This window comes from Clostridium cavendishii DSM 21758 (genome assembly GCF_900141845.1).
GTDB lineage: Bacteria > Bacillota > Clostridia > Clostridiales > Clostridiaceae > Clostridium_AG > Clostridium_AG cavendishii.
The window spans coordinates 59,249-78,569 of record NZ_FQZB01000021.1; the positions used below are offsets into that span (position 1 = coordinate 59,249).

Here is a 19,321-nt window from a genome sequence, read left to right on the forward strand (position 1 = left end):
AAGGTGAAAAAATAAATAACTTAAAAATATCATATTTTACACTAATTAAAATATTATTTATATGATATAATTTATTTATTAAATTTTTAAGGAGGAGAAAATATGCGATTTGTAATAGTAACAGGGCTTTCTGGTGCTGGAAAAACAGAAGCTACAAGAAGTTTAGAAGATTTAGGATATTTTTGCGTAGATAATTTACCTCCTACACTTATTCCTAAGTTTGCAGAAGCTTGCTTACAAAGCGATGGTAAGATAGATAAGGTAGCTTTAGTTATAGATATCAGAGGGGGAATCTTCTTTGATGATTTATTTGAAAGCTTAAAATATTTAAAAGATAATGAGTTTAAATATGAAATATTATTTTTAGATGCTGCTGATGAAATATTAGTAAAGAGATTTAAGGAGTCTAGAAGAAGTCATCCTTTGTCTCCAGATGGAAGAGTAATAACTGGAATAGAAAATGAGAGAAAGAAGCTTAGAGAACTTAAGGATAGAGCAGATAATATAGTAGATACTTCTAAATATGCTATAAAAGATTTAAGAGAGAAGTTAAACCTTTCTTACGGAACTGGAAAGGAAGTAGATCGTAGTTTATCAATAACTGTTTTATCTTTTGGATTTAAGTATGGAATACCTATGGATGCAGATTTAGTTTTTGATGTAAGATTTATACCAAATCCTTTTTATATCCCAGAGCTTAAACCATTTTCAGGTAGTGATGAACCTGTTAAGAATTATGTTTTATCACAGGCTGAGACTACAGGTTTCTTAACAAGATTGGAAGATATGTTGAAATTCTTAATACCGAATTATGTTAGAGAGGGTAAAAGACAACTTATAATAGCTATAGGTTGTACAGGTGGAAGACATCGTTCAGTTGCTATAGCAACTGAAACTAATAATTTGTTAAACACGAAAGGCTTTAAATCTACAATAGAGCATAGGGATATAGATGAAGATGCTCATAGAGGAGCGAAGAAGCTATGAGGTTTATAGATTGGCTTAAACCAGGTATTAGAGTTAAGAGATATTTAGTATTTGGTATATTTGGAATCTTGTTAATAGCATTTGGATTAAATGAACTAGTAACTCATAGGGTTTATGATCCTCTTTATAAAATTTTCTTTATATTTTTAAATATAACAGGTGCTTTTGTTATTTATGTATCAACTACTGAAGCCATGAAGAGCATAATAGCATTGGTGAATTCAGGATATATAAAGGTATCTTTAGATAACAGGAAAATTGAAAATCTTATTTATGAAAAAAGGCTTTTAGTTAAAGGTCCTAAGATAGTTGTTATAGGTGGAGGAACAGGATTATCTACAATGCTTAGAGGTCTTAAATATTATACTTCCAATATAACTGCTATAGTAACTGTAGCTGATGATGGTGGAGGCTCAGGGGATTTAAGAGAAGATCTTGGAATACTTCCACCTGGAGATATAAGAAACTGTATTTTGGCTTTAGCTGATACAGAACCACTAATGGAAGAATTACTTCAATATAGGTTCAAGGATGGCAGACTTAAAAATCAAAGTTTTGGTAACTTATTTTTAGCTGCTATGGATGGAATATCAGAAAATTTTGAGGATGCAGTTCAAAAAATGGGTTCTGTTCTTGCGGTAACGGGTAAGGTTTTGCCTGTTACCTTAGAGAATATGAAGCTTAGTGCAGAACTCGAAAATGGTAATGTTGTAGAAGGAGAATCTAATATACCAGAGGAGGCTGTAAAGCAAAAAAGTAGAATAAAGAAGCTTAGTATAACGCCAGAAAATGCTAAACCACTTAAAGATGCATTATTAGCAATAAGTGAAGCAGATGCTATAGTTTTAGGTCCAGGAAGTCTTTATACTTCAATAATACCTAATCTTTTAGTTAAGGAAATAGCTTCTACTGTTAGAAAGAGCAATGCCCTCAAGATATATATATCAAACATAATGACACAGCCAGGTGAATCAGATAATTTTAAGGTTTCTGATCATATAAAGACAATACAAAAGTATGGTGGCAAGGATATTGTTGAGTGTGTCGTGGCAAATGTAGATAATATTTCAGATAGAGTAAAAGGAAAGTATTTACAAGATGGTTCTGAACTTGTTGAAATAGATAAGGATAAGCTAGATAAGATGGGCATTGACTTAGTTAAAGCTAATCTAATAAAGATTAATAAAGACTATATAAGGCATGATTCAGATAATCTTGCTGAAGTTATTATTGAAACTATAATGGAAAAGAAGTTATTATATGATAGAAAGAAAATAATAGAATATATGTATTTATCACAAAGAATTAAAAGTAGAGAAAAGTAATAAGGATGGGTCGGATATATGTCATTTTCAGCTAAAGTTAAAGGAGAAATATGTAGGTATGTAGATATATCAATGGAAGAGGCTTTGGCAGAAATTTCTGCTATAATGAAAGTAAGTGGAACATTAGCATTTAGTGGAAGACAAATAAGCTTCAAGATAACTACAGAAAATCCTGCATCAGCAAGGTTTATATTTACGTTGCTAAAGGATAAGTTTAATATACATTCTAAGTTAATGGTAAAGAAAAGTAATTCTCTTAAAAAGAATAATATATATATGGTTCTTATAACTGAGGATATGGGAGTAAAAAAACTTCTTGAGATAACTGGAATATTAAGAGAAATAGATGGCATAATGTCATTAGATTATAGTATAGATAAAGAGCTAATAAAAACTGAAGAAACAGCTAAAGCATATATAAGAGGAGCATTTTTAGGTGGAGGTAGTATAAGTAATCCAGAAAAAACTTATCATCTAGAATTTGTTACTCATTCATTAGAGTATGCTGAGGATTTATCAAGGCTTATAAATAGGTTTGGATTAAATTCAAAGGTTATCCAAAGAAAGAATAGCTATATTATATATATAAAAGAAGGGGAACAGATAGTTGATCTTTTAAATATAATAGGTGCACATACTTCATTATTAGAGCTTGAAAATGTAAGAATAATGAAGGAAATGAGGAATAATGTAAATAGATTGGTTAATTGTGAGACTGCAAATTTAAGTAAAACTGTAAATGCAGCGGTAAGACAGGTTGAAAGTATAAGACTTATAGAGAGAGAAGTAGGGCTTTCAAGATTACCACAAAATTTGAGAGAGATTGCAGAACTTAGATTAAATTATCCTGATGAGTCATTGAAAGAGCTTGGAGAAATGTTAAATCCGCCAGTAGGAAAGTCTGGTGTAAATCATAGACTCAGAAAAATAGAAAAAATAGCAGAAGAAATAAGAGAAGGAGAGTTTTAATGTTTACTCATATAGTATTTTTTAAATTAAAAGAAGCAACGCAAGACAACGTTGATAAAGTTAAGAATATATTATTATCTATGAATGGCAAGATAATAGAACTTAAAGGACTAGAAGTTGGTGTAGATGTTATAAGAAGTGATAGAAGTTATGACATTGCTTTAGTTACTAAATTTGAATCCAAAGAAGATTATGATGTCTATGCAATTTGTGATTACCATTTAAATGAAGTAATTGCAAAGATAAAACCATTAATACAATGTTCTAAAACTGTAGATTATATAGGTTAGATATACAAAAGTTTATATCAAAATAACTTTGGGTATAAGTTAATTAATAAGTTTAATTTTAAATTACAAATTATATTATAAAAATTAGTGAAGAAACATATGGCTATTGGTAAAAATTAAAATACCAATAGCTTATTTTAGCTTGCGTGTTAACTTTGCATTTTAACAAAAAATGGTTTTGACAAAGCTTATTTATATATAAATTTATTAAAACATTTATAACTACTTTTTGTCTATATATTCTTATAAAGGTTTTAAATACCACAAAAATTATGTAAAATAATAATATACAGAATAGATTTAAATTTAAATTTAATTTTAATTAGATTAAAGAGTTGATTGTAGTAAGTCTTTGGTGGAAGGAATGAATAGTTATGAAGAAGAAGGTTTGTGTTGCGGTTATAACTATAAGTTTTTTATTAGTAAGTATAAGTAGTGTATTTGTATTAGTAAATAAGAATAATAATGAAAATTATAAACTTCATTATTATAGACTTAATGATTTATATTCTAAAGCTAATTTAAAAACAATAAATTTTGAACAAGAAACTCTAAATAGTATAAATAAAGAAAAAGATAATTTAAAATTAGCTGAATATTATGATGCATTAACTAGATATTACATATTAAATAATAATTTAGAAAAAGCAAAAACTTATTCAGATAAAACCATTAGGGAATATAGTAAATTAAAAAATAAAGATAATTATATATTAGATGCTTTTAAAAATATAAGTATTCTAGATATATGGCAAAATAATGGTTCAGAATCATTAAATTATTATGATAGGATGCTAGAAGTTTCAAAAAAGAATGAAATTATAAAAAGTAGTGGTTTTACAAAAGAGGATGTAGAAGGTTTAAATAATGCTATGTTAACTGCATTTTATAGTAAATGTAATAATTATAATAAAGCTAATGAATACTTTAAATTTTTAAATGATTTTGATAGTAAAAATATTAAGGATAAGGAAATAAGCTATATAATAACGTATGCTAAAAGTATGTACAATTTTAATTTTGGTGATATAAAGATGTCAGAACAAGACATGGAAAAGTTGTGTGAAAAAATGGATGGTGAATCCAGAAATTTAGTATATATTAAATCGGATATTTACTTAAGTACAGCAATAATTAAGATAAGTAATGGTAATCTTGAGAATGCCTTAGGATATATTGATAAAGCTATTAAGATAAATAATAATGAGAAAAAGGATCTGTTAATTGAATGTTATATAGCTTATGGATTTTATTATGATATGTCAGGTGTTTTTGATAATGCAAAAATAAATTATGAAAAAGCTTTAAGTTTGGCAGAAGAGAATAAAGATAATACGAAGGCTATAAGAAGTTTAGGATCACTTATAGCATTATATGAAAAAAATAATAGAACAATGGATAAGGAAGGAGATTACAAGAAGTTTTGGAAATTGTCGATAGCTAATCAAGGAAATGCGGAATCTTACATAAAAGGTATTTTAGCTTTAAATAATCAACTTGGTAATGAAAGAATCTCAGTAATAGAAAAGGAAAAGAAATCAGAGATAGAAAAACGTAAAGCTGTAAACTTAGTATTAGTATTTGCAGTTGTAACATTAGTGCTTTTAGGATTAACCACATATAAATTATATTATGAGATAAAACTTAGAAAAAATAGTGAATCAAAGCTTAAGAAAATTATAAATGAAGATTATTTGACTAAGGCATATACTAGAGGATATGCTTATGAAAATTTAAAAAGTATCTTAAAATCTAAAAAATCAATACATCTTGCTATGGTAGATTTGGACAATTATAAAAGGATAAATGATAAATTTGGACATGATGTAGGTGATAGAGTATTAATAAGTTTTGTTGAGATTTGTAAAAGTTTTCTTAGTGGTGAAGATTTTGTAGCAAGGTTTGGTGGTGAAGAGTTTATAATAATATTAGATGATAAAACAAAGGAAGAAGCTATACAAATTGTAGAGGGTATAAGGGAGAAATTAGAAAATAAAGAATGGAATAAAGAAGATTTGAAGGTTACAGCTAGTATAGGTTTAGTACATAATGAATATGAGGATGTGGATACTCTCATAAAAAAAGCTGATGATTTACTTTATATAGCAAAAAGAACGGGGAAAAATAAAGTCCAATTGGAATAAACTTTATGTTATAGGTCTATTCGTTAGAGTTTTATTTTAATATGTAAATATGATAGAATTTAGGGTAAAGAAAGAATGTTTTAGTGTATAAGCACACTTTTTTAGTTTATATATAGAAGGGAAGTGAGTATTTGAATAATAAAGCTTTTTGTCACCTCCATCTCCATACTGAATATAGCTTATTAGATAGTTCAGCCAAGGTTAAAAATATAATTGCTAAGGCAAAAGAATTTGAAATGGATAGTATAGCTATAACAGACCATGGGGTGATGTATGGGTGTGTAGACTTTTATCAAGCGGCTAAAGCTCAAGGAATAAAGCCTATATTAGGTTGTGAAGTATATGTAGTACCAAAGGATATGACTATAAAAGCTGTAGAGAGAGATAATGAGACGCACCATCTTGTGTTACTTGTAAAAAATGAACAAGGCTATGAAAATCTTATGAAGATAGTTTCAGCTGCTTCAATAGAAGGTTTTTATTATAAGCCAAGAGTAGATAGAAGATATTTAGAAAATCATTCTGAGGGGCTTATAGCATTAAGTGCTTGTCTTGGAGGGGAAGTCCAAAGAAATCTACTTAATGGTAACAATGAAAAGGCGAGAGAAGCTGCTATTTTTTATAAGGAAACTTTTAAAGATGGATTTTATTTAGAAATTCAGAATCATGGGATGGAAGAGCAAAGAAAGGTTAATGAATTGAATATTAAGCTATCTAAAGAATTAGATATACCATTAGTAGCAACAAATGATGTTCATTACATAGAAAAAGAAGACTATAGATCCCATGATATTTTAATGTGTATTCAAACTGGTAAAACTATAGAAGATGAAAATAGAAGAAGATATCCTTCGGATCAATTTTATCTTAAGTCCCAAGAAGAAATGTGGGAGATGTTTAGTTATGTTCCAGAAGCACTAGAAAATACAGTTAAGATAGCTAATGAATGCAATTTTGATTATGAGTTTCATGTGTCAAAGTTACCTAAGTTTCCAGTACCAGAAGGGGTAGGACCTTATGAGTATTTGAGAGATACGTGCTTTAAAGGGCTAATTGAAAGATATGAGGTATTTGAAATCTTAAGGGATGCTGATTTTGATTATGAAAACACTATAAAATTGGCAGATGAAAATGAAGAAGCTAAGCTTTTAATAGAAAGATTAAATTATGAGCTTGGTGTAATAAAACAGATGGGCTATGTGGATTATTTCTTAATAGTTTGGGACTTTATAAGATATTCAAATGAAAGTGGAATACCGACAGGTCCAGGAAGAGGTAGTGCTGCTGGTTCTATAGTTGCATATACATTAGGGATTACTAAAATAGACCCTATAGAGTATAGTCTGATTTTTGAACGTTTCTTAAATCCAGAAAGAGTATCTATGCCAGATATAGATTCTGACTTCTGCTATGAAAGAAGACAGGATGTAATAGATTATGTTGTAGATAAATATGGGGAAAATAATGTATCACAGATAATAACATTTGGTACAATGGCTGCAAGAGCTTGTATAAGAGACGTTGGTAGGGCTATGAACTATTCCTATGCGGAGGTAGATAAAATCGCTAAGATGATACCTACGGTGCTAGGAGTAACTATAGAAAAAGCACTAGACTTAAATCCAGAACTTAAAACTACTTATGAAAATGATATGAGAGTTAAAGAACTTATAGATGTAAGTAGAAAATTAGAGGGATTACCAAGACATTCATCAACTCATGCAGCTGGTGTTGTTATAGCATCTAAGCCTCTTGTAGAATATGTACCACTTCAAAAGAATGATGAGTCTATAGTAACTCAATTTGGTATGACTACATTAGAAGAACTAGGCCTTTTGAAAATGGACTTCTTAGGTCTTAGAACTCTTACAGTTATGAGAGATGCTGTAGTTATGGTAAAAGAAAATAGAGGCGTAGATGTTGATTTAGATAAGATTGATATGGCAGATAGTAATGTTTATAGCATGCTAGGAGAAGGAAAAACAGTAGGGGTATTCCAATTAGAATCTGCTGGAATGACATCCTTCATGAAGGAATTAAAACCAGACTGTTTAGAAGATATAATTGCTGGTATTTCGCTATATAGACCAGGTCCTATGGCTGAAATACCAAAGTATGTTCAGGGGAAGAGAAATCCAGACAAAGTAACTTATTTAACAGATAAATTGGAACCTATTCTTAAAGTTACCTATGGGTGCCTTGTATATCAAGAACAGGTAATGCAAACGGTAAGAGACTTAGCTGGTTACTCATTAGGTAGAAGTGACTTAGTTAGAAGAGCTATGTCAAAGAAGAAGCACAAAGTCATGGAGGAAGAAAGAAAAAACTTTATTCATGGAATTATTGAAAATGGAGAAGTAGTAGTTCCTGGCTGCGTAAGGAATGGGATAAGCGAAGATGTGGCAAATAAGATATTTGACCAAATGATGGACTTTGCATCCTATGCTTTTAATAAATCTCATGCAGCAGCATACGCAGTAGTAGGATATCAAACTGCATATTTAATGAGATATTATCCAGTAGAATATATAGCAGCTATGCTTAACTCAGTTATGGGCATAAATGAAAAAGTTGCTTATTATATAAGATTTGCTGAAAGTTTAGGTATACAAGTTTTACCGCCTGATATCAATGAAAGTTATACAAAGTTTACCGTTAAGGGTGATACTATAAGATTTGGTATGGGGGCAATAAAAAATGTAGGCTTAAATGTTGTTGAAGCTATAGTTAAGGCTAGAGAAGAGAAAGGCAGATTTATTTCTCTTATGGATTTCTGTAACAAGGTAGATTTAAGTGCTATAAATAAAAGAGCTGTAGAAAGTCTTATAAAGTCAGGAGCTTTTGATGAGTTCGGAGTATTTAGATCAAAGCTTTTAGCTGTTCATGAAAAGATAATGGATTCAATAACAGCTCAAAGAAAGAGGAATATAGATGGTCAAATGTCTTTATTTGGAGTTATAGAAGAGCATCATGAAGATGCTTTTGAAATAAAATATCCTAATATAAGAGAGTTTGATAAAAAGGCTATGTTAACTTTAGAAAAGGAAATGACAGGACTTTATATAAGTGGTCATCCTTTAGATGATTATAAAGATAGCTTAAAAATGCAAACATCAACAGAAATTCGTGAGATACTAGCTACAAGAGAAGTATTAGATGATAGCATGCTAGAAACAGATTTAGAAGTATCTAGGAGTAGTCATAGCTTTAGCGATGGTGAAAGAGTTATTGTTGGAGGGATAATATCCTCTGTTTCTAGAAAAGTAACTAGAAATAATACTATAATGGCTTTTATAAATATAGAGGATTTAAGTGGAAGTATTGAGGTTATAGTATTTCCAAAAAATTTAGAAAAGGTAAATGCCCTAATTAATGAAGATGAGCTAGTTACTATAAGAGCTAGGGTATCTATAAGGGAAGATGAAGAACCTAAGCTAATATGTGAAGAAATAAGGCCACTAGAGAAAATAAATTCTTCAAAAATATATTTAAAATTAGAAAGTGTAGAAAAGATAAGAGAAGTAAATAAGGTATTAAATGTATTACTTCAACCTTATCATGGAGACACGCCACTTTATCTATTTGCGGCAAAAGAAAGACAAACTTTTAGAGCTGCAAGAAATCTATGGTTAGATTTAGAAGAAGGAGCTGTGGAGTTCTTAAGGGATAAATTTGGGGATGAAAATGTAAAAGTTGTGGATTAATATATTTTTTGTTGTAGATTTAAAATTATATTTGATGTTAGGAGTAACGGATATTATAAAGTATAAGAATTGCACAAATATATATTAAAATTAGTGACATTTGTCACTAAATAATATTATTTTAATTACTAAAAAACCTTCATAGATTTCTATATCATTAAGATATAAGAAATTTATGGAGGTTTTTTATGATAGTTGAAATTAATGATTTAGTTAAAAGATATGATGATTTTATAGCTGTAGATAATGTAAATATTAAAGTTAGTGAGGGCGAAATATTAGGGTTATTAGGACCTAATGGAGCAGGTAAAACAACTATAATTAATGTTTTAATGGGACTTATAAGTTTTAATAGTGGGACTATAAAGGTTTTAGAAAAGGATATAATTAAATTTGAGGATTTTGTAAAGAAAAATATGGGGATTGTACCTCAAGATTTAGCTATATATGAAGATTTAACGACTTGGGAAAACCTATGGTATTTTGGAAAGCTTTATGGATTAAAAGGAGAGGAACTTAAAAAAAGTATAGAAGAGGCGTTAAAATTTATAGGGCTTAGTGATAAAGCTAAAGAATATCCTAAAAAACTTTCGGTAGGAATGAAGAGAAGATTAAATATTGGTTGTGCACTAGTTCATAAGCCTAAATTAATAATAATGGATGAACCTACAGTAGGTATTGATCCACAATCAAGGAACCATATTTTGCAATCAATTAAAGAATTAAATAGAAGAGGTACTACAATTATTTATACTACTCATTATATGGATGAGGTTGAAGAAATCTGTTCAAGAATAGTTATTATAGATAATGGGAGAGTCATAGCTGAGGGGGATGCGGAGAGGTTAAAATCCATGGTATCTACAGATGAAATAATGATGCTAGATGTAAATAAGATTAATTTTACTTTAATAGATAACCTAAGGAATATCCAAGGTGTAAAAATGTGTGAATATGATAGGAATAGGATAAGGATAACTTTTGATAAAAGAAATAAAATTTTAAGTAGAGTCATTGAAATTATAAATGAAAAAGAAATTGAAATATTATCTATAAGTATTGAAAAACCATCGTTAGAAACTGTATTTTTAAACTTAACAGGACGTTCTTTAAGGGAATAGGAGGTGGATAACTATGAGGATTTTATCAACCGCTTATATTACACTAATTAGATATTTAAGAAATAAATTAGTTCTTATGTTTTTTATTTTAGGGCCAATAGCTTTTGTGTTAATTATGCAGGGTGCAGATTATAAGATTGAATTCAAAAACAGGGAAAAGGTTGGATATTGTTTTGATATAGGAAACAAAGTAAGTGAAGGTGTTTTAGAACTTCTAAATACTAATAAAATTAAAGAGAAGATAGAAATAAAAGAATATAAAACTTTAAGTAGTGCTTTGGAAGATATGGAAAAAGGAGATTTAGAAACATTTATCTATAGTGAAGGAAAAGAGGAAATAAAGATTTATAATACTACTTCTTTCTCTAGTGTAAATTTAATAGTGGATTCTTATTTAACAGAAGTTAAAAAGCAATATTTAAATATAAGAAATGAAAATGTAAAAAAATCAGAGGTTGAAACTATGAGGATAAAAACGGAAGGTAAAATACCAAATGCAAATATTAGAATATTAATAGCAGTAACAATAACACTTTTATTCTATGTATCAATATTAACAGCCTATTCAATTATTAAAAATTATAGAAATAATACTTATATTAGGATTAGATGTTCATCAGCAAAAGCTATAGAAAATTATCTTGGAATATCTATTGGAAATATACTATTTATGTTTATAGTTTTAAGTATAGTGATAATAATGGGTAAATTAGTAATTGGTATAGAGTTTAATATCGGAATTCTGAAGTTAATATTAATAGCATTAATGTTCTTTTTATTTGCAAGTAATTTAGGTGCAATAACAACTTATATCTCAAGAAATATTTATGTAGATGCATTAATGTTGTTTTCTATAAATTTCCTCTTTGTTTTCCCTGTTATGACAGAAGCTTTCAATCCAGGAGGTAATTCTGTTCCTAATATTATTAAGATGCATTCACCACATTATTATTGTTATAATGGAATGCTTGGAAGCTTATATACAAATGTGAATGGTGCAAATAGTGGACTGTTAATAGTTGGAGGAGTTGCAGTTATTACAACTATAGTTGTTATGTTGTTAGAGAGGAGGAAAGCATATGAATATATTTAAGATGACTCTTAAAAGATTATTAAGAGATAGGGTTCAATTAATATTAATGGTAATTGTTCCTATATTGCCATTAATACCAGTATCAGCTTCTGCAGATGTAAAAAATACGCCCATAAATATTGGTATAGTTGATAATGATAAGAGTGAATTATCGCAATTATTTAAATCTAACTTAGATAATGAGTTTAAAACAATACCAATAAAAGAGGATGAAATAAATAATTCATTGTATAATTCAAGAGTAAAGGCTGTGATAGTAATACCTAATGGATATATGAAGAGTGTGAGGATAGGAGATATGCTTAAGATAAAGGGACTTTATATTGAAGGAGAGGATGTTTCATATTTGGTAAATGGGTATATTAATAATTTTAATAATAAGTTGTTATCCATATCAGCAGTATGTAAATCTGATAATGAATTAGTCGACAAGTTTGAGAAATTAAATAGTAGTTTAGTAAAATTGAATAGTATAAAGGAATTCAAAATTAATAAAGAAAAATCGAGAGCAGCATTTGGAATTATGATACAGTTTATAATGTTTTCTTCTATACTTGCATCAACTTTATTATTAAAAGATAAGGAAGAAAAAATATTCTTTAGAAATTTGTCTGCACCAATAAGTGTTAGGAGATATTTATTTGAAACTATATTAAGCTTTTTTACAATAGGAATATTGCAGCTTTCAATTCTTCTCTTAGTCAGTAAATTTTTCTTAAAGCTTTATATAGGTGATAGTTATTTAAATATGTTTATTTATATGTCTATAGTTACCTTGATGGCATCAGCGTTAGGTCTTGCTATAAGTTCACATATGAAAACTATAATTCAGGCGTTAGGATTTGGGATAATAATTACAACACTGCTTACAGCATTAGGTGGAGGTTGGGGATTTTTACCTAAAGGCATTCTTTTGAATATTTCAAAGTTAACTCCTATATATTGGTCCCTTGATGGTGTTAACATTTTATTGAATAATACTAGACTAGAAGGGGTTGTAAATAATATTTTTATAATGATATTATTCACAATACTGTTCTTATTAGTGGGAATGTGGAAAAAAGGAGATAATTTATATTATTCTGCATTAGGAGAGTAAATAAAAGTAATTAGTAAGTGATATATTTATAGAATCATCCTAAAAAATGATTATTGGAAAAGAGATTTTGTTTTACTAGTATTTGTGTTATAATTATATTGACTATTATGTAAATTGAGGGAAGAAATGAAGAATAATGTATGGTTATTTAAATTGGTAATTATTTTTATAACGTTATTAAACTGCCTATCTGAAGATATTTGTTTTCAGGTTTGCAGTATTTTTCTTATATCTATTATTTTTATAGTAGTTATAGAAAAAATTTCAAATAGTAAATACATACTCTGCTTATTTTTATTTTTTTCTCTAGGTAGCATTTTATATAATTCATGTTTCATTGCATTATTATCATTAGTTGTATTTGATTTTTGTGTAGTTGATTTAAATAAAGTGTCATTAGCTATAATAGTCATTCAAGGAGTATGTATATCTAACAAACCTAATTTATATATTTATATAGCATTAACTATTATATCTATTATTTTTTCAAGAACAGTAAATTCAAATAGAAATAAGCAGGTTAAATATTTAGAATGGCTTGATAATGAAAGAAAGCTAAGATATGAATTAGAGGATGCTAGAAGAAAACTTATTAACACTTCAAATGACATCGCTTATTTAACAGAAGTTAGGGAGAGAAATAGAATAGCCAGAGAGATTCATGATAACGTAGGGCATAGTTTATCAGGGGTATTAATAAAATTAAGAGCTGCTGAGAAGTTACAGGACGTAGATAGAGAAAAATCTAGATTATTTCTAAGAGATTCTATAGAAAGATTATCAGAAGCCGTAATTGAAATCAGGGAAACAGTTCATAATCTAAAGCCTAAGGAGAGTTCTAGTATTTCTTACTTGGAAAGGATAATTAATGAATTTAAGTTCTGTAAAGTTAATTTAAGTTTAAATGGAGACTTTATAGATATAGGAATTCAATATTTGGAAGTTATAATTTCTAGTGTTAAGGAAGCATTAACAAATGTTTCTAGATACTCTAAAGCTACTAAAGTAGATATAAATATAGATATTAATGAAAATTATATTAGGCTATATATCAAGGATAATGGAATAGGATGTCAAAGAATCAAAGAAGGTATGGGCTTGAGTGGGATGAGGGAAAGATTAAAACAATTAGGTGGAAGTCTTTCAGTGAGTTCAGATAATGGGTTTATGATAGTGGGAATTATTCCAAAAGGGGAGTTAGGATTTTATGAAAAAGATATTAATAGTAGATGATGATATACTTATTAGAGAAGGTTTAAAAGTATTGATTGATTTAGAAGAGGATTTTGAGGTTATTGCAACTGCAAAAGATGGACAAGAAGCTATTAAATTATGTGAAAAATTAAATCCTAATATTGTCTTAATGGATATAAGAATGCCCGTTATGGATGGAGTTATTGCAACTGGTATAATAAAAAAGAAATATCCAGACATTAAGGTTGTATTATTAACTACTTTTAAAGATGATGAATATATTACAGAAGCAATAAAATGTGGAGCTGAGGGATACATACTTAAAAGTCAATCATCAGATATTATAATTGAAAGTTTAAGGACAGTATATAAGGGAAATAGTGTTTTTGAAAAAGAAATAGTTAATAAAATTTCTTTTTTGATGAAAAATAATAAAGAGAAGCTAAAGTTAGAAATAAAATTAACAGAAAGAGAAATTTCAATAATGAAGCTTGTTGGTGAGGGGTTGTCTAACAAAGAAATAGCTGAAAATTTATTTTTAGGAGAAGGCACTATAAGAAATTATATAACCATACTTTTAACAAAATTTAACTTGAGAGATAGAACTCAATTGGCTATATTTTATTTAAAGAATTTTTCATAGAATTATTAAAAATGAATTTATACGAATTTGAAAAGCAAAAGAATAATAGAGTAGGAACATTTAAAATTTAATAATATTTATATAGATAAAATATAATTTGTTTAATTATAAAAGTAATAAAATAATTATATAGAAAAAATATTGTATATAAATTCAAAAAGATACTGGAAATTTGCAATTTCAAAAAGATTTTAAATGCAAAAAATACATGCATATAAAATAATTTAAATTTGGTTAAACTACTTTTGTAGGAGTAAATAAATTTTGTCGAGTTTTTTTTCTATTTTTCTACACAAAAAAGGTTGAAAATAAGACATACTTTAAGTAAAATGTATTTGTTAGAGTGTAATAGGTTAGAAGAGTTACACAAATACATTAATTAATAAAAAAGTCTTTAGGGGCTAGGTAACTAATATCATTTTAGGAAACGTGGGTAATATTTGGCACATGTGGGACTAAAAATGTCCCTGAGGTGCGAAGGAGGAAATATTATGAAAAAGATTGCTGTTTTAACAAGTGGTGGAGATGCACCAGGAATGAATGCTGCCATAAGAGCTGTAGTAAGAATGGCTCTATATCATGGAATTGAAGTTATGGGAGTGGAAAGAGGATATAGTGGATTAATTAACGGGGAACTATTCAAAATGGATAGAAGTAGCGTTTCAGATATAATCCAAAGAGGTGGTACAATCCTAAGAACTGCTAGATGTGAAGAATTTAAGACTGAAGAGGGAAGACAAAAAGCTGCTAACATATTAAAGGCTTATGGAATAGATGCTTTAGTTGTTTGTGGTGGAGATGGATCATTCATGGGAGCTAAATTAGTCTCTAAATTAGGAGTGAAAACTGTAGGTCTTCCAGGAACTATAGATAATGACTTAGCTTACACTGATTACACAATTGGATTTGATACTGCATTAAATACAGTATTAGATGCTATAAATAAATTAAGAGATACTTCTACATCTCATGAAAGAGTATCAGTAGTTGAAATAATGGGAAGAAACTGTGGAGATTTAGCTTTATATGCTGGTATTGCAGGTGGAGCTGAATCAATAATAGTTCCAGAAAAAGATTTCTGTAAAGAAGATCTTTGTAGAACAATTTTAGAAGGAAAAGCATCTGGTAAAAACCACAACCTAGTTCTAGTTGCAGAAGGTGTTGGTGGAGCTGGTGAATTAGCTAAATATATAGAAAATGTTACAGGAATAGAAACAAGAGCTACTATACTTGGACATATACAAAGAGGTGGAAGTCCAACAGCAGCTGATAGAGTTTTAGCTTCAAGACTTGGAGCTAGAGCGGTTGAACTTCTTATGGAAGGAAAAACAGCTAGAGTTGTTGGTATAAGAGAAAATAAGATAATTGATATGGATATCGATGAAGCTTTAGCTATGGAAAGAACATTTGATAATGATTTATTCGATGTTGCTTTAGCAATCAACAAGTAGTTTTCTAACATATTAATAAATATGTTTTAAATAAATTTATTTTTATATTTATATTTATATTTTAATTTAGGGTTAATAAAACATAAGGAGTGTTATCGAATGAGAAAGACAAAAATAGTTTGCACAATTGGACCAGCTAGTGAAAATGAGGAAATATTATCAAAAATAATAGAAGCAGGAATGAGCGCTTCAAGACACAATTTCTCACACGGAGATCACGCAGAGCACGCAGGAAGAATAAACAAAGTTAAAGAATTAGCTAAAAAATACAACAAAGAAATAGCTGTGCTTCTTGATACAAAGGGACCAGAAATAAGAACTCACAAATTTGAACCAAGCAAAGTTGAATTAGTTGCAGGAACAAAATTCACTATATATGTAGGTGAAGAAGTTTTAGGAGACACTACTAAGTGCTCAGTAACTTATGAAGGTCTTGCAAATGATGTTAAACCTGGAAACATGATCTTAATAGATGATGGTTTAGTAGGACTTGAAGTAGAAGCAGTAGAAGGCAATAAAGTTCACTGTGTAGTTAAAAATACAGGAATGGTAGGAACTCATAAAGGAGTTAATGTTCCAGGAGTTTCAATAAAATTACCAGCTATGACTGAAAAAGATAAATCAGACTTAATATTCGGTTGTGAAATCGGAGTTAATATGGTAGCTGCATCATTCATAAGAAAAGCAGAAGATGTAATAGCTATAAGAGAAATCTTAAATGCTAATGGTGGAAAACACATTCAAATATTCTCAAAAATTGAGAACCAAGAAGGTGTTGATAACATAGATTCAATCATAGAAGTATCAGATGGTATAATGGTAGCTAGAGGAGACCTAGGTGTTGAAATTCCAATAGAAAAAGTACCTGCTGCTCAAAAGATGATGATAGAAAAATGTAATCATGCTGGAAAACCAGTTATAACAGCAACACAAATGTTAGACTCAATGATAAGAAATCCAAGACCAACAAGAGCAGAAGTATCAGATGTAGCTAATGCTATACTTGATGGAACTGATGCTATAATGTTAAGTGGTGAATCAGCAAATGGAAGCTGGCCAGTAGAAGCAGTTGAAACAATGGCTACTATAGCAACAGAAACTGAAAAGAAATTAAGCTATGAAGTTGCTGTTTCAAAAGCTAAAAAACATATACCAGCAATAGCAGGAGTTATATCAAGAGCCGCTTGCAATGCTGCTAATGAATTACAAGCTGCTGGAATAGTTTCAGCTACTCAATCAGGAGCAACTGCAAGAAGAATATCTCAATGCAGACCAGATTGTCCAATAATAGCTGTTACACCATCAGAAAAGGTAGCTAAGAGCTTAGCTTTAAGCTTTGGAGTATATCCAGTAGTAGCACCAAAAATGCTATCAACTGATGAAATGCTTGAAAAATCAGTTGAAATAGCTAAAGAAAATGGGTTTGTTAAAGCTGGAGATACTGTAGTCGTTGCAGCTGGAGTACCAGTTCATGAAATAGGGGCTACAAATTTATTAAAAGTTACAGAAGTTAAATAGTATTTTTCAAAGATAACCTAATATGATATGCTCCCTTTATAGTAGGCAGTTAAAATAATAAAGCTGTTACTATAGAGGGAGTGTTTTTTTATGAGAAAATATATAATTTTTAAGGTTTTGAAACATAGAAGGAATTAAGAATTTAGAGTTTTAAGTTTTTAAAATATCATACTGAGGGGTGAGGGGTGATAAAAACTTTTTTTAGTTTTATTACTAGTAATGTAAATAGGCTTATAGAATTTTCTGAGGTGGGAAGAGTGTCGAAAATTCTATAAGCTTATTTTTTATAAAGTAGTAACCAATTTATAATTATAGAATATCATGTTTAGTAGTTGAAATAGTTTAATAAAAAAGTACTTAATAAGAACCTAAAGGGAACTGAGATATGAATCTTTTATTTGGGCACTTTAGATTCATGGAGTTAGTAGTGCAACCGACCACAGTCTTTTTGTGGTCGGTCTTTTTTTTAGCAATAAAAAGGAGGATAGTCTATATTAAAAATTTTAAATCTAATCATCTGTTAGCAATTTTAAAACGGGAGAGGGGAAATGAAAAATAATTCTAGAGAGTTTAGTACAAATGCTAAAAGAAGAAAGTTTAAAAGTTCGTTAGTTTTTATTCTAAGTATAATAATGATAGTTGGACTTTTGCCAACATATTTAGCTAAAGCCACAGATAATAATATTAAATTAGGTGATATAAGTCACTATAATGCTATAATGTTCGGAGATTTCACACCTATTCATGCAGAAACAGAAGGAGCCATAGGAATACAGGGAAATGTTAATATTTCAGAAACGTACACTATTGGAGGGGTAAACCAAAATCATACGGGGTGGTCAATAGGGAATGGATATATAGATAATAATGGGCCAACATTACTTTTAGGTGGCGACATATTGGGAAAAGTACCAACAATAATGACTAAGGGAAATAAAGAGGATTTAGTAGTAAGTAATACATCAAATGTAGATAAAAAAATTCCTGAAACTCAGATTCCTTATACAAAACTTAATAAGGACATAATAGATAATGCTTTTAAAAAATTACAGAATCAAGTTGAAGAGTTTATGATAAAAGCTGAAAGTTTTAAACCTTCAACTAAATTAGTTGGAGGGGACTTAGATAGTGCATTTAAATTTGTAGAATCAAATGAAAATTCAAGGGTACTAGTAAACTCTATTAATAGAAATGTAGATTATCTAAATATTACTGAAAGTTTTAACGTGCCAGACTTATCAAATATAGATTTTGTTATAATATATTCCAACGCTACAAAGATTAATTTTAATAGTGATTTAAAATATAATGGAGTTACAGTAGATGGAGATAACCAAATATATAGTAATACACCAGACAATTCACCAATGAAGATAACATCATCAAAAATAATGTACGTTTTTCCTAGGGCACAGGAAATTATAAATACAGGAAATAATGCATTAAAAGGAAGTATATTTGCACCAAATGCTACCCTAAAGATTTCAGCTAAGGCTGTAAATGGGCAGATGTTTTTAAAAAATGCAATTCAAGAAAATGGAGGAGAAATTCATAATTTTAAGCTTAATTGGGATAAGTGGAATAGTACAAATCCACCAAATCCACCAGAAGAAAAGTCAAAAGTTAAATTGACAAAGGTAGATGGTGATTTAAAGGCTATAACATCTGATACAGCAGAGTTTAGGCTATATAAGGATGGAAAAGAAATAGATAGTAATAAGATTTATAAGACAAAGGATGGAATAATAGAAGAAATTAATTTAGGGATAGGAAGCTATTATTT

The 19,321-nt window shown here is 29.1% G+C and carries 14 protein-coding genes and 1 riboswitch; all 14 genes read left to right on the forward strand.

Translation table 11 applies throughout. From position 1 onward, the window contains the following. The first annotated feature begins 102 nt into the window (after positions 1-102). Positions 103-987 (forward strand): RNase adapter RapZ, encoded by an 885-nt coding sequence (gene rapZ, locus BUB01_RS20310; protein ID WP_072992796.1) that lies wholly within the window; start codon positions 103-105, stop codon positions 985-987. Continuing rightward, positions 984-2,312, forward strand: a complete 1,329-nt coding sequence (locus BUB01_RS20315; RefSeq protein ID WP_072992799.1) for a gluconeogenesis factor YvcK family protein — start codon at positions 984-986, stop codon at positions 2,310-2,312. The genes rapZ and BUB01_RS20315 overlap by 4 nt, the downstream gene beginning before the upstream one ends. 18 nt (positions 2,313-2,330) lie before the next feature. Then, positions 2,331-3,281: a DNA-binding protein WhiA gene (gene whiA / locus BUB01_RS20320; protein WP_072992802.1), complete on the forward strand. Its 951-nt coding sequence runs from the start codon at positions 2,331-2,333 to the stop codon at positions 3,279-3,281. After that, on the forward strand, positions 3,281-3,571 hold the full coding sequence (locus BUB01_RS20325; protein WP_072992807.1) for a Dabb family protein: 291 nt from the start codon (positions 3,281-3,283) through the stop codon (positions 3,569-3,571). The genes whiA and BUB01_RS20325 overlap by 1 nt, the downstream gene beginning before the upstream one ends. 374 nt (positions 3,572-3,945) lie before the next feature. After that, on the forward strand, positions 3,946-5,715 hold the full coding sequence (locus BUB01_RS20330; RefSeq protein WP_072992812.1) for a tetratricopeptide repeat-containing diguanylate cyclase: 1,770 nt from the start codon (positions 3,946-3,948) through the stop codon (positions 5,713-5,715). 131 nt (positions 5,716-5,846) lie between these two features. Beyond that, positions 5,847-9,419, forward strand: a complete 3,573-nt coding sequence (locus tag BUB01_RS20335) for a DNA polymerase III subunit alpha (RefSeq protein WP_072992816.1) — start codon at positions 5,847-5,849, stop codon at positions 9,417-9,419. 188 nt (positions 9,420-9,607) lie between these two features. Next, positions 9,608-10,540 carry an ABC transporter ATP-binding protein gene (locus tag BUB01_RS20340; protein ID WP_072992820.1) on the forward strand — a complete coding sequence of 311 codons (933 nt, stop codon included), beginning with the start codon at positions 9,608-9,610 and terminating at the stop codon, positions 10,538-10,540. Positions 10,541-10,553: 13 nt separating this feature from the next. Continuing rightward, positions 10,554-11,633, forward strand: coding sequence for an ABC transporter permease (locus tag BUB01_RS20345; RefSeq protein ID WP_072992823.1), 1,080 nt, complete (start codon positions 10,554-10,556; stop codon positions 11,631-11,633). Beyond that, positions 11,620-12,732: an ABC transporter permease gene (locus BUB01_RS20350; protein WP_072992826.1), complete on the forward strand. Its 1,113-nt coding sequence runs from the start codon at positions 11,620-11,622 to the stop codon at positions 12,730-12,732. Before BUB01_RS20345 ends, BUB01_RS20350 begins: the two co-directional genes overlap by 14 nt. A gap of 126 nt (positions 12,733-12,858) precedes the next feature. Beyond that, a complete protein-coding gene (locus tag BUB01_RS20355; protein ID WP_072992830.1) occupies positions 12,859-13,965 on the forward strand; it encodes a sensor histidine kinase in 1,107 nt (368 codons plus the stop codon). Further along, positions 13,940-14,569 carry a response regulator transcription factor gene (locus BUB01_RS20360; RefSeq protein ID WP_072992833.1) on the forward strand — a complete coding sequence of 210 codons (630 nt, stop codon included), beginning with the start codon at positions 13,940-13,942 and terminating at the stop codon, positions 14,567-14,569. The genes BUB01_RS20355 and BUB01_RS20360 overlap by 26 nt, the downstream gene beginning before the upstream one ends. 491 nt (positions 14,570-15,060) lie before the next feature. Next, positions 15,061-16,020, forward strand: a complete 960-nt coding sequence (gene pfkA / locus BUB01_RS20365) for a 6-phosphofructokinase (protein ID WP_072992836.1) — start codon at positions 15,061-15,063, stop codon at positions 16,018-16,020. Between the two features lie 99 nt (positions 16,021-16,119). Continuing rightward, entirely contained in the window at positions 16,120-17,538 is a 1,419-nt protein-coding gene (pyk, locus tag BUB01_RS20370; RefSeq protein WP_072992838.1) for a pyruvate kinase, read from the forward strand. Positions 17,539-17,902: 364 nt separating this feature from the next. Further along, a riboswitch (cyclic di-GMP riboswitch) is annotated at positions 17,903-17,986 on the forward strand. 100 nt (positions 17,987-18,086) lie between these two features. Next, the coding region (locus tag BUB01_RS20375; RefSeq protein WP_143152547.1) for a collagen-binding domain-containing protein at positions 18,087-19,321 on the forward strand (1,235 nt) is incomplete at its 3' end.